Consider the following 12,158-nt stretch of genomic DNA (forward strand, 5'->3'; position numbering starts at 1 on the left):
GGTTACTTTAGGATAGGTTCCAATACTTCCAGCTTGCCATCGATGGGCTGGGTAATATCCAGGCCCAGGATCTGGGCGACTAACGGATACACCTGTACGTTTTCGAAAGTAGCGATGCGGGTATTGTTCCTGAAAGCCGGCCCCCAGGCCATGAATATGGCATTCATGTTAGTGAGATTATTATCATACCCGTGATGTCCGGGATGTTGCATTTTGCCTGGCTCACCAAATACGTAATTCGCTTCAGCTACCAACACGATGTCGCCAATGCGGTTGTAGATATCCTCTTGTCCATAATGCCACCTGGCGGGTGTTTCCTGCTTCAGGTACGCAGTATAATGATTTTCATTTTTCTTCAGATAATCGTATGCTGCTTTTATTTCGGTTTCATTTTTCCCGTAATACATCACCTTTTCATTGCCGGGCATTTTCTTCAATGGCTCTAATTGCGGGGCATCGGGTATGCTGATGGTGTGCACCGTATCTACTTCCATCATACCGTGATCGGACACCACGATAAAGTTGACCGGGAGATGAAGTTGATTCACGGCGGCTACCATTTTGCCGATGGCGGCGTCGACAAACTTCACCGCGTTGCGGGTGCTGTCGGAGTCGGGTCCATACTTATGCCCCATATGATCTACTTCGGGGAAGTAGAAGGTAATGAGGTGTGGGCGCTGTTCTTCGGGCAGTTGCAGCCAGTTTACCACTGTTTGAATACGTTGATCGATACCTGTTTTCTCCTGGTATTTGAAATAATAGGTGGGTCTCACATTTTGAATAGCGCTTTCCGATCCTACCCAGAAGTAGCTGGCGCTGAGCATTTGCTGTTTTTCTGCCAGTACCCACAATGGGACACCATTGTACCAGGTGCCATCTTCTACGGCATCGCGGTTGCCTACTTTATAGACAGCATCTCTTTTACGGTCGTAGAAAAGATTGTCTACCAGTCCGTGGTGCGCCGGGTACAGGCCGGTGACCAGGGAATAGTGATTAGGAAAAGTGAGGGAAGGAAAAGAGGGTTGCATGGCTGTAGCCCGTACCCCGTTGCCGGAGAGCTGCAATAGTTGTGTGGCATTATATTTTTCGGCGTAGTCATAGCGAAATCCGTCTATCGATATCATGATGACATAAGGCCTGGTTTGTTGCGTAGCGCTGTTTTTCCGTTCCGGTACCGTTAACTGGGTGGTATCCTGCGCCTGGCTGCCTATGTTGATCAGCAACAGGGCGGCGGCGAATAAAAAAATCCTTTTCACTATTGTCGTTTTATTATTAACAGGTTTAGATGGGAAGTATAACAAATGATGGGTTAGATGGGTCGCAAATTAGAAAACTATTTTCACTCATGGCGACATGGAGAAATTATATATACGTTAACAGGCTTGTAGCGGTCCTAACATTTATCGGTTTCCATCCCTCTCATGTATAATAATATTTTAACACAGTTTACCACAAAAGAGCAACAATCAAGCAAAATCATAATCACTGAGTAAAATTTTATATATATAAATTATATTAATTAATTGTTTATCTATATATTAGCCAACTGAAAAACCATTTCAACACTATGTCTGACTATACCTTTATCACCACAGAGGAACATTTTTTATTGCAGGATGCGCTGAAAAAGAACAAACAACAGTTAACCAAGTTTGCTTTAATTGGTTTTGGTTTATTAATGGTAGCTGCTGTTATTCCTCAAATCTATCTGTACACACATAACAAACTGGGTGATGCAGACGACTCCTTGTTGTCGTTCAAGAATTTCTGGTTCTGGATATGGTTGTTGAGCTTCGTAGTAGCATTGGTATTTGCCCTGATCAAAGTGACAGATATCCGTTATTGGGCCATAAAAAAGGACCTTACTGCCTTACAGAAGGGTACAGTGCAGGCGCCTATGGAAGCCGTTTACCTGGAAAACAACGATAGTCAGACCAATATTATGATATTGCTGGAAAACAAAAAGAAACGTTTGTTTTACTGGATGCGGGGAGCGCTGGAAGGTTATCGCGCCGGCCAGGAAGTAGAAATCACCTATGCAAGATATTCCCGTGTGATTATCAGTATCAGCAAGAAGTAAAGTTTATCCTGATCTAAATAAATAGCCTTCATGACAAAGGATGCAGTTAAATTGCAGCCAATTTGTTGTGAAGGCTATTTATTTGTTATTCGTCAACCTGACTTCAGCACGGTTAAGTAGGGAAAAGGATCGTCATGTATATCTCCCAAATTTTACAGATTTTTGTATGCAAACATCTGCATACAAAAATCTGTAAACTGCATCCATTATGAACCTGGCTCAATTTCAGGAATATTGCCTGGCCCTTCCCGGCGTAACGGAAGAATTTCCCTTCGGAGAGGAAACCCTTGTGTATAAAGTCAAAGGAAAAGTATTCGCCCTCGCCAACATCGTTGACTTCGGATCTGTTAACCTGAAATGCGATCCCGAAGAAGCTATTGAATTACGCGAACGATATGAAGGGGTGATTCCTGGTTATCACATGAATAAAAAACACTGGAATACGGTGGATGTACATTCGGGTATTCCCAACAAACTGCTGCTGGAGTGGATCAAAAACTCGTATAATCTGGTAGTAGCCAGCTTGCCGAAAAAAGAACGGGAAAAGCTGGGGTAATCACCATTCCCCACATAGACGGGGCCGTCCCCGTTTTTTTTATTACATTAGTCACCATCTAAATCTAAAATTACTGTTTATGAGAAAATGGCTGCTGCTGGCCTGCGCCGTGATGTTCTTGTTACCGGTTGCGTGTAAAGCCGTTAACCAGGACTCCCTCTGGATGTACGAACATTACACCAAGAAAGAAGTGTACATCACTATGCGCGACGGAGTAAAATTATTTACCTCCATTTATATCCCCAAAGATCAGTCTGAAAAGCACCCGATCTTAATGACCCGGACGCCTTATTCCTGCGCACCCTACGGGGAAAATACCTTTCGTCCTTTATACAAAAATCACTATAAAGAATACCTGAAAGAAGGCTATATTATGGTGATCCAGGATGTGAGAGGAACCTGGATGAGTGAGGGGAAATTTGTGAACGTCCGCCCTTTTAATCCCGCTAAAAAAGGAAAGAAAGATGTCGATGAAGCCAGCGATACCTACGATACCATCGACTGGCTGGTAAAGAATATTACCGGCAACAATGGCAACGTGGGCGTTTTTGGGATTTCTTATCCCGGCTTCTACTCTACCATGGCGGCGTTGAGCAGACATCCGGCGCTGAAGGCCGTGAGCCCGCAGGCGCCTGTGACCGACTGGTTTATAGGTGATGACTTTCACCACAACGGCGCTTTTATGCTCACCGATGCCTTCTCTTTTTACACGGTTTTCGATCACCCGCATCCGAAGCCTACCACAGAAGGGCCTAAAGGCATCAGCTATTATACACACGACAACTATAAATATTATCTCGAAACCGGCGCACTGCCTAACTTCTCCAAAATTATTGGCGACAGCGTTCCTTTCTGGAATGAAATGTATGCCCACCCTACTTACGACAGCTGGTGGAAAGCCCGCAACGTACGTAACTTCCTCGGGGATGTAAAGCCCGCTATGCTGGAAGTAGGCGGCCTGTTTGATGCAGAAGATTGTTTTGGCGCCTGGAATACTTACAAAACAATAGAAGAAAAAAATCCGAATACCAATAACCGCATCGTAATGGGTCCCTGGTATCACGGACAATGGGCATCCAACGACGGTACCCACCTGGGCAATGTTCGCTTTGGCAGCAACACATCTGAATACTATGCTAATAATATCGAGATCCCTTTCTTTAACTACTACCTGAAAGGTAAAGGACAAGCCCCTGCTATAGCAGAAGCCACTGTCTTCTTTACCGGAGAAAACAACTGGAAGCAATTGCCTAAATGGCCTCCGGCAGCTATGCAGGAAGCGCCTGTTTATTTACAGGAAAACGGCAAGCTCTCTTTCAGCAAACCATCTGCCAGCAATAGCTTCAGCGAATACGTGAGTGATCCTGCCAAACCAGTGCCTTATACCGAAGATGTGCATTTTAACCGGACCATCAACTACATGACCGACGATCAGCGCTTTGCTGCCCGCAGACCCGATGTAGCCGTTTTTGAAAGCGAAGTCCTGGACCAGGATCTTACATTGGCAGGCCCAGTGGTAGCCGACCTGGTAGCCAGCACCAGCACCACAGACGCCGATTTTGTAGTGAAAGTGATAGATGTATTCCCAGATGATTTTAAATATGAAGAAGCTGAAGCCAGCGACCATCGCCGGATACCTTCTGCTACTTATCCCATGGGCGGTTACCAGATGCTGGTACGGGGCGATATCATGAGAGGAAAATTCCGCAACAGCTATGAAGTGCCGGAAGCATTTGTTCCTGATCAGCCTACCCCTGTAAAGTTCACCTTACCGGATGTTGCCCATACCTTCCAGAAGGGACACCGCATTATGATACAGGTACAGAGCAGCTGGTTCCCGCTGGCCGACCGCAATCCGCAACAGTTCATGGATATCTATAAAGCCACTGATAAAGACTTTAAAAAAGCTACGATCCGCATCTACCACGATGCTCAGCATCCGTCCAACGTGATGTTGCCAGTAGTAAAATAATAACAGGCCTTTTAGCATGCTGTGGTGGATAGCCACAACATGCTAAATGTGCTGGCCGCCCCGGCGGTATCGGGTAAAATATTAACTTGCACTTTCTTAAAAACCCTTATTTTACTTATTATTTCGATAATCATTCATTTATGTACAAAAAATACCTGTTTATAGGTGCGCTGGGATGCTTGTCTGTTCAAGGTTTCAGTCAAGCCAAACCTACACCGAAGAAACCAGTAACCAAACCTGCAGCCGTTAAAGCGCCGGTATTGAAAACACGCCTGGATACCGTGAGCTATGGCATAGGTGTTAGTATCGCTGAAAACCTGAAAGCACAGGGATTGGAGAATATTAATACTGCTATATTGGCACAAGCCATACAGGCGGCACTGAAAAATCAAACATCATTACTGCCAAAAGATCAAATAGATATGAGCATTAGTAACTATCTGCAACAGCTGAAAGCTGAGAAAGCAAGCAAAAACCGCGAAGCAGGACTGAAATTCCTGGCGGAAAATAAAGTGAAACCAGGTGTTGTAACGCTTCCTGATGGGTTACAATACCAGATCCTGAAAGAAGGTAATGGTCCTAAACCTACCATCAATGATAAAGTAAAAACACATTATCATGGTACTTTAATTGACGGTACTGTATTCGATAGTTCTGTAGAGAGAGGTCAACCTATTTCTTTCCCTGTGAGCGGTGTGATTAAGGGTTGGACAGAAGCGCTGCAATTAATGCCGGTAGGTTCCAAATGGCGCTTGTTTATTCCTTCTGAGCTGGCGTACGGCGACCGTGGTGCTGGTCCTAAAATTGGCCCCGGAGCGGCATTGGTTTTTGATGTAGAATTACTCGCGATCGAACAATAGTAATAATGTCCGGCTCTCTGTATGCAGAAAGCCGGACATTTATATTTAAAAGCCTGTAGCTGGCCATACACGGGGCCTGCGCTGTTCCAGCAGCATAAAGTCTGCCAGCACCATTGCGGTCACCGCTTCCAGTACAACGGGTACGCGGAGCGCGATACAAAGATCATGGCGACCTTTTACGCTGAATGTTTCCACTTCTCCACTTTTTATATTCAGTGTCTGTTGTTCCTTAGGTGTGCTGGAGGTAGGTTTAACCGCAATCCTGAACACCAGTGGATTACCATTGGAAATTCCTCCTACTACCCCACCGGCATGGTTGGTAGCTGTTTTACCGGTTTTATCCAGGATGGCGTCATTATGTTCCAGTCCTTTCATCTTTGCGGCAGCGAAGCCAGCACCGAATTCAATGCCTTTAATTGCCGGAATTGCAAATACCGCATGTGCGAGCGCCGACTCCAATGAGTCAAAGAATGGTTCTCCCAAACCAATAGGTAGTCCCTCTACCACACATTCCACGATACCGCCTACCGAATCTTTAGCGGCAATGGCAGCTTCCAATCCCTCTTCCGCATTGGCATATCCTCCCACTTCTGTAATGGTGGCATTTACCTGGATATGGCTGCCTAAAATTTTCTTGGCAATTACACCTGCCGCTACCAGGTTTAAGGTAAGGCGGCCGCTGAAATGCCCGCCGCCACGGTAGTCTTCGAAGCCCCCGAATTTTTCAGTGGCTACAAAGTCGGCATGACCCGGACGGGGAAATTCACGCAGCTTTTCATAATCTGCGCTGCGTGTATTGCTGTTTTCAAAAAGTATCGTTACCGGGGCGCCGGTAGTATGATCGTTAAATACGCCGGATTTGATAAAGGGAAGGTCTTCCTCTTTACGGGGAGTGGTGCCCCTTGATCCGCCTTTGCGGCGTTCCAGGTCGGCTAAAAAGTCTTCCTGCTTCAAGGGTATACCTGCCGGTATCCCATCTATATTTACGCCTACGCTGGCGCCATGCGATTCTCCAAAAACGTTGACCCTGAATAATCTGCCAAAACTGTTCACACGCTGATGATTTAAAGTGAAAAAACAGCATCCTGCTTTGAGCTGTCAAAGCAGGGTGCCTGCTGCTAAATTACGCCAGGATGGCTACCTTACCACCTAATAATGCGAGGTGATCATAAAATTCCGGGTAAGATTTATTGATCGCTTCTGCATTTTCAATGACTACGGGTCCATCTGCCGTGAGGGCAGCTACAGCGCAAGCCATGGCAATACGGTGATCATTGTGGGAATGCACCGTAGCACCTTTAATACCAGTGCCACCGTGTACGAGCATGATATCGCCCTGCAGATCGATCTGAATACCCATTTTACCAAACTCTTCCTGCAATGTTACACCACGGTCACTTTCTTTATGCGCCAGGCGGCTTACACCCTTTATTTTCGTAGTGCCTTTACAGTTAGCTGCCAGCGCTACTAAAGGAGGAAACAGGTCCGGACAATCAGTGGCATCTATTTCAAAAGCCCGGAGGCCACCTTTTTCAATATTTACGGTAAACACGCCAGACATCATGTGAGCACCCGCTTTTTCCAGCGCTTCCAGGATGGCTTTATCAGACTGCGCAGAGGCTACGTTGAGGTGCTGCACTTCTGCTTTACCAGCTACCGCCGCTGCTACCAGCAGAAATGCGGCGCCGCTCCAGTCGCCTTCCACCGTATAGTCGCAAGGGTTATAGGCCTGCTTCTTTCCAAAATGGAATGTTTCAAAATTCTTTTCTTCCACCTGCACGCCAAAATGTGCCATCAGTTGCAGGGTTAACGCAATGTATGGTTTACTTTTCAGGTCTGTTACTGTGATGGTGGCGTTTTCTGCCACTGCACCATAAGCCATGAGCAACCCTGTCAGGAACTGGGAGCTCAGAGAACCATCGATGGTAATATCTTTAGGTTGCAGTGGGCCTTGTATATGCAGCGGTAATTTCCCTTCCCGGGTACTGCATTTTACGCCGAGCTGCGGCAACACTTCTTCGAAGAAGTTCATCGGGCGGGTGGTTAAACTGCCATGTCCTTCAATGGTGATAGCCAGGGAAGAGAGCGATGCGATGGGGGTAAACATACGGATACCTAACCCTGATTCGCCGCAATTGATTTCATCGTAAAACGGTTGTACGCCGTTGCTGGTGATTTCAAAATAATCGTGCTCTCTTTTAATTTTAGCGCCCAGATTTTCGGCTACTTCCAGGGCTGCCAGGCAGTCATTGCTCAGGCCCGGATTACGGATGATAGAGGTCCCTTTAGCCAGCAAGGCCGCAGCTACTGCGCGTTGCATAGCACTCTTGGAGGGATTGGCCGTAACGGTCCCTTTAATGATAGCTGGTGATACAGTAACTTGCATATGTGTATTTCGTCCGCCTTTAAATGAATTAGAAAATGTTTTACAATTCCTGCAGTAACTGTTTCAGTTCTGCAATAGGTATCGGCATCGTAGTCGCCTTTCCTATCTCTTCCAGTAATACAAAATGTATCACGTCCTTCTCCCGTTTTTTGTCCAGTTTGAAAATATCAAACACTGCTTCCTTATCCGACGTAAATGCAACAGGCAATTGGTAATCGTTGATTAGCCGGATCAGGCGTGTCGTCTGATCTGCGGGCAGGTTCATCAGTTTTTCAGAAAAACGGGTGGCTGCTACCATGCCAATAGCTACTGCTTTGCCATGCGCAATATGCTCCAGCTTTTCCACTGCATGCCCAAGGGTATGACCGAAGTTCAGCCATCGACGGGGGCCGTTTTCCAGCTCATCTTCCAGAACCACCTTTGTTTTTGCAGCCACTGATTTTTCCACCAGGTATTCCAGTACGGCTACATCACGTGCCAGTGCTTTGTCTTTATTTTTTTCGAGATAATCAAACAGCGCTGCATCCATGATACAGGCATATTTGATGATTTCGGCAAAACCATTATGCCATTCTTCTGCAGGCATAGTTAACGGTAACGTATAATCGAACAGGATAAAAGCCGGTTGACGGATAATACCCAGCAGGTTTTTATGTTTACCGTGGCTCACTCCGTTTTTACCGCCAATAGATGCATCTACCTGGGCCAGTAAAGTAGTAGGTACAAAGCCAAAGGGAATGCCGCGCATATAAATGCTGGCTGCAAATCCGGCCACGTCTGTGATCATACCGCCACCGATGCCTACCAGCGTAGTTTTGCGGTCGGCTTCGTAAGCGGTGAGTCCGTCGATGATCCTTTCTATCGTAGCCATGTTCTTCACTTCTTCGCCTGCCGGTACCACGATTTTTTTCCAGTTATGGAGATGATGACCGTGATGTTGTTCCACATTTTCATCTATGACCAGTACCGCCCTGTTCGGGTCTACGTGGTTGCCCAGTTGCAACAGGCTTTCGCCTAAGAAGTAGGTAGTTTCCTGTTGTTGAAACTGGTGGGTTTGTTTTTGCATGGAGCAATTTGCTTTTAGCATTCAGGAAAATGGCTGCGCCTAAGGCTACCGGTGATAAAGGCCGGCAGCCAGAGGCTAACAGCTGTATAGCTATTTTTCTTCGTTCATCACCTTGTTCTGACGGTTGATGGACTCCAGGTGCACCGCATCGAAATATTTCAGGATGAATTCCTTGGTCAGGCCCAGCTTTTCGCCTTTTGCGATGTTGCGGTCCAGGATTTCATTCCAGCGATTTGTTTGCAGGATGGTAATGTTATTTTCCTTTTTGTACATACCGATCTTTTCTGCAATCTTCATACGATTACCCAGCAGCAGCATAATTTCATCATCTACCTGGTTGATTTGCGCGCGCAGTTTTTCCAGGGCGGAGTTGAAATCTTTCTTATCAGAATGTTCTCTTCTCCAGGTAATACCATCCAGGATTTCAGCCAGTTTTTCAGGGGTTACCTGTTGTTTGGCATCGCTCCATGCGTTATCTGGATCTACGTGTGTTTCCAGCATCAGACCATCGTAATCCAGGTCGATCGCTTCCTGAGATACTTCCTGCAGGATATCGCGGCGGCCGGAGATATGGGAAGGATCACAGATCATAGGCAGTTCAGGCATACGGCGTTTCAGCTCAATAGCCAGGTGCCACATGGGGGCATTACGGTATTGCGTATTACCATAGCTGGAAAATCCGCGGTGGATTAAACCTACTTTAGAGATACCTGCTTTCTGAATTCTTTCTACTGCACCAATCCACAGTTCGAGATCGGGATTGATAGGATTCTTAATCAATACAGTAGTATCCACTCCTCTCAGGGCATCAGCTACTTCCTGTACAGAGAATGGGTTTACGGTAGTACGTGCGCCTACCCACAAAATATCCACGCCAAAGTGCAGCGCGTCTTCTACCTGTTTGGCAGTAGCTACTTCTACCGCTAAAGGTAAACCGGTCAGCTCGCGGGCTTTCTGCAGCCATGCCAGCCCTTTGGTGCCGATACCTTCGAAAGAACCGGGGCGGGTGCGTGGTTTCCAGATACCAGCGCGTAATACGTCTACTTTACCTGTTTTTTGCAGGGCCAACGCGGTGGCTAATACCTGCTCTTCGGTTTCTGCACTGCAGGGTCCGGAAATGATCAGCGGCTTTTTATCGGAAGACGGATCAGAGAATTTGGTTTTGGATAATATTTGTTCCATTGTCTGTACCATAGTATTGAAGTTAAGTAGATTATCAGAATTTAATTATTTCAGGATCTTCCTGATTTTATTTGATTTTTGAATCAATTTATAAAACGCGTCGTAGTCCTCTTCTTCCAGCAACGATTTCATCTGTTGTAACTGACTGATATGCTCATCCAGTACATCGAGTACATTGTTGCGGTTGTGCTTGAAAATAGGCACCCACATATCGGGAGAGCTTTTAGCCAGGCGCACGGTAGATTCGAAACCACCGCTGGCCAGTTCGAAAATGCGGCCCGATTCTTTTTCTTTTTTCAACACCGTCAATGCCAGTGCGAAAGAAGTGATGTGGGAAATGTGAGATACATAGGCGGTGTGCAGGTCATGCTCTTCTCCGTTCATATATACGGTGCGCATCTGCAGCTGATCTACCATATTTTCCACAAGTTCCAGGGCATCTTCATCACTGTTTTTTACATCACACAACACCATCGTTTTATGTACGAACAGGTTGCGGACAGCAGCATCAGGGCCGGAATACTCGGTGCCGGCCATCGGGTGAGCCGCCACGAAGCGACCTCTGTTAGGATGACCGGCAACGAGTTGCAGTATTTTTTCTTTAGTAGAACCTACGTCCATAATTACCTGGTTGGGACGTACTTTATCCATAATTGCTGGCAGGGCCTTCAGCAGGGCATCTACCGGGATAGCCAGTATTACCAGGTCGGAACGAAGCATCGCTTCATCCAGGGTAGCTTTTTCATCGATGATATTCAGATCCAGCGCTCTTTGCAAATGCGCCTCATTCTGATCTACCCCGATGATCCGTTCTGCCACGCCTTTTTCTTTCAGCGTGATGGCGAGCGACCCACCTATTAAACCAGTTCCTATTATTGTTGCGATCATTTTACGTTTGTTTTGATGCGATCTATCGCTTCCTGGAAAACCTTTTCCTCCTGGCACAGGCTCACCCTGATATAGCCGTTGCCGTTACTACCGAATATACCGCCGGGTGTAATAAATACACGGGCTTTTTGCAATATTTCATCAGTAAGCGTATATCCGTTATCGATAGTAGCGGGAATTTTTGCCCATACAAACATTCCTACCTGGTTTTTATCGAAGGTGCAATGCAGCAGCTCCAGCAATGCAAATACTTTTTCCCTGCGGGCGCGGTAAATGCTGTTCAGGTTATCATACCAGTCTTTTCCCAGCTGCAAAGCCTTCACTGCGGCCATTTGCATAGGTTGGAACATGCCGGAGTCCATATTACTTTTAAAGCGCAATACCTGTGCAATCCATTCCCCTTTTCCAACGAGCATGCCTATACGCCAGCCTGCCATGTTGGATGATTTACTGAGCGAGTTTAATTCCAGTACTACATCTTTTGCTCCTTCAAACTGCAACAGGCTTTCCGGTTGCTCATTCAGGATAAAGCTATAGGGATTATCGTGGCAGATCAATATCTGGTGGCGTTTGGCAAATGCAATCAGTTTAGCGGCGAACTCCCGGTTAAATTTAGCACCGGTAGGCATATGCGGATAGTTTACCCACATCAGTTTTACACGGCTCAGGTCTGTTTGCTCCAGGGCATCCAGGTCGGGTAACCAGCTATTTTCTGCCACCAGGTCGTAATCCACCACGGTAGCACCGCTCAGACTCACGGCAGAGCGGTAAGTAGGGTATCCCGGGTTAGGGATCAATGCTTCATCGCCTTCCTGCAGGTAGGTCATGCAGATGTGCATAATACCTTCCTTGGAACCTATCAGCGGCAATACTTCCGTATCCGGGTTCAGTGTTACCCGGTAGTATTGCTGGTACCAGCCGGCCATGGCCTTACGGAGTGCCGGAATACCTTTGTACCCCTGGTAGTTGTGGGTATTAGGCAAAGCAGCATTTTCGTTTAATGCAGCCACCACTGCAGGATGAGGAGGTAGATCCGGGCTACCGATACCGAGATTTATTACCCTGGTACCTGTTTGGTTCATTTCCTCAATTTCCCTGAGCTTTTTGGAGAAGTAGTATTCTTCTGTGCCTTGCAATCTTTTAGCAACCTGTATCTGCATAAAACTGA

At 46.5% G+C, this 12,158-nt stretch carries 11 protein-coding genes; 4 read left to right on the top strand and 7 right to left on the bottom strand.

What is annotated here, in order from left to right:
* Nucleotides 1-2: 2 nt before the first annotated feature.
* Entirely contained in the window at nucleotides 3-1,256 is a 1,254-nt protein-coding gene (locus FHW36_RS21910) for an alkaline phosphatase family protein (protein ID WP_145672013.1), read from the bottom strand.
* A gap of 311 nt (nucleotides 1,257-1,567) precedes the next feature.
* On the opposite strand from FHW36_RS21910, the gene FHW36_RS21915 reads away from it, so the two are divergent.
* The 4 genes from FHW36_RS21915 to FHW36_RS21930 all read left to right on the top strand — a co-directional run bounded on the left by FHW36_RS21915 (nucleotide 1,568) and on the right by FHW36_RS21930 (nucleotide 5,468).
* Nucleotides 1,568-2,080: a hypothetical protein gene (locus FHW36_RS21915; RefSeq protein WP_145672015.1), complete on the top strand. Its 513-nt coding sequence runs from the start codon at nucleotides 1,568-1,570 to the stop codon at nucleotides 2,078-2,080.
* Between the two features lie 208 nt (nucleotides 2,081-2,288).
* Nucleotides 2,289-2,636 (top strand): MmcQ/YjbR family DNA-binding protein, encoded by a 348-nt coding sequence (locus FHW36_RS21920; RefSeq protein WP_145672017.1) that lies wholly within the window; start codon nucleotides 2,289-2,291, stop codon nucleotides 2,634-2,636.
* 79 nt (nucleotides 2,637-2,715) lie between these two features.
* Nucleotides 2,716-4,608, top strand: coding sequence for a CocE/NonD family hydrolase (locus tag FHW36_RS21925; RefSeq protein WP_145672019.1), 1,893 nt, complete (start codon nucleotides 2,716-2,718; stop codon nucleotides 4,606-4,608).
* A gap of 140 nt (nucleotides 4,609-4,748) precedes the next feature.
* Nucleotides 4,749-5,468, top strand: a complete 720-nt coding sequence (locus tag FHW36_RS21930; protein WP_145672021.1) for an FKBP-type peptidyl-prolyl cis-trans isomerase — start codon at nucleotides 4,749-4,751, stop codon at nucleotides 5,466-5,468.
* Between the two features lie 45 nt (nucleotides 5,469-5,513).
* On the opposite strand, the gene FHW36_RS21935 is transcribed toward FHW36_RS21930, so the two are convergent.
* The 6 genes from FHW36_RS21935 to FHW36_RS21960 all read right to left on the bottom strand — a co-directional run bounded on the left by FHW36_RS21935 (nucleotide 5,514) and on the right by FHW36_RS21960 (nucleotide 12,150).
* A complete protein-coding gene (locus FHW36_RS21935; protein WP_145672023.1) occupies nucleotides 5,514-6,521 on the bottom strand; it encodes a chorismate synthase in 1,008 nt (335 codons plus the stop codon).
* 70 nt (nucleotides 6,522-6,591) lie between these two features.
* A complete protein-coding gene (gene aroA, locus FHW36_RS21940; protein ID WP_145672025.1) occupies nucleotides 6,592-7,854 on the bottom strand; it encodes a 3-phosphoshikimate 1-carboxyvinyltransferase in 1,263 nt (420 codons plus the stop codon).
* Between the two features lie 40 nt (nucleotides 7,855-7,894).
* Nucleotides 7,895-8,920 (bottom strand): 3-dehydroquinate synthase, encoded by a 1,026-nt coding sequence (gene aroB, locus FHW36_RS21945; protein ID WP_145672027.1) that lies wholly within the window; start codon nucleotides 8,918-8,920, stop codon nucleotides 7,895-7,897.
* A 90-nt stretch (nucleotides 8,921-9,010) separates the two neighbouring features.
* Nucleotides 9,011-10,114, bottom strand: a complete 1,104-nt coding sequence (locus tag FHW36_RS21950) for a chorismate mutase (RefSeq protein WP_246121211.1) — start codon at nucleotides 10,112-10,114, stop codon at nucleotides 9,011-9,013.
* Nucleotides 10,115-10,147: 33 nt separating this feature from the next.
* Entirely contained in the window at nucleotides 10,148-10,990 is an 843-nt protein-coding gene (locus FHW36_RS21955) for a prephenate dehydrogenase (protein WP_145672029.1), read from the bottom strand.
* On the bottom strand, nucleotides 10,987-12,150 hold the full coding sequence (locus FHW36_RS21960) for a pyridoxal phosphate-dependent aminotransferase (RefSeq protein WP_145672031.1): 1,164 nt from the start codon (nucleotides 12,148-12,150) through the stop codon (nucleotides 10,987-10,989). Before FHW36_RS21960 ends, FHW36_RS21955 begins: the two co-directional genes overlap by 4 nt.
* Nucleotides 12,151-12,158: the final 8 nt, after the last annotated feature.

The sequence above is a fragment of the Chitinophaga polysaccharea genome (assembly GCF_007829335.1).
Classification (GTDB): domain Bacteria; phylum Bacteroidota; class Bacteroidia; order Chitinophagales; family Chitinophagaceae; genus Chitinophaga; species Chitinophaga polysaccharea_B.

Bases quoted from the DNA above. Each gene is read 5' to 3' on its own strand.
- FHW36_RS21920 (WP_145672017.1), top strand. From the start codon at position 2,289: ATGAACCTGGCTCAATTTCAGGAATATTGCCTGGCCCTTCCCGGCGTA.
- FHW36_RS21930 (WP_145672021.1), top strand. From the start codon at position 4,749: ATGTACAAAAAATACCTGTTTATAGGTGCGCTGGGATGCTTGTCTGTT.
- FHW36_RS21960 (WP_145672031.1), bottom strand. From the start codon at position 12,150: ATGCAGATACAGGTTGCTAAAAGATTGCAAGGCACAGAAGAATACTAC.
- FHW36_RS21925 (WP_145672019.1), top strand. From the start codon at position 2,716: ATGAGAAAATGGCTGCTGCTGGCCTGCGCCGTGATGTTCTTGTTACCG.
- FHW36_RS21915 (WP_145672015.1), top strand. From the start codon at position 1,568: ATGTCTGACTATACCTTTATCACCACAGAGGAACATTTTTTATTGCAG.
- aroB (WP_145672027.1), bottom strand. From the start codon at position 8,920: ATGCAAAAACAAACCCACCAGTTTCAACAACAGGAAACTACCTACTTC.
- FHW36_RS21950 (WP_246121211.1), bottom strand. From the start codon at position 10,114: ATGGTACAGACAATGGAACAAATATTATCCAAAACCAAATTCTCTGAT.
- aroA (WP_145672025.1), bottom strand. From the start codon at position 7,854: ATGCAAGTTACTGTATCACCAGCTATCATTAAAGGGACCGTTACGGCC.
- FHW36_RS21955 (WP_145672029.1), bottom strand. From the start codon at position 10,990: ATGATCGCAACAATAATAGGAACTGGTTTAATAGGTGGGTCGCTCGCC.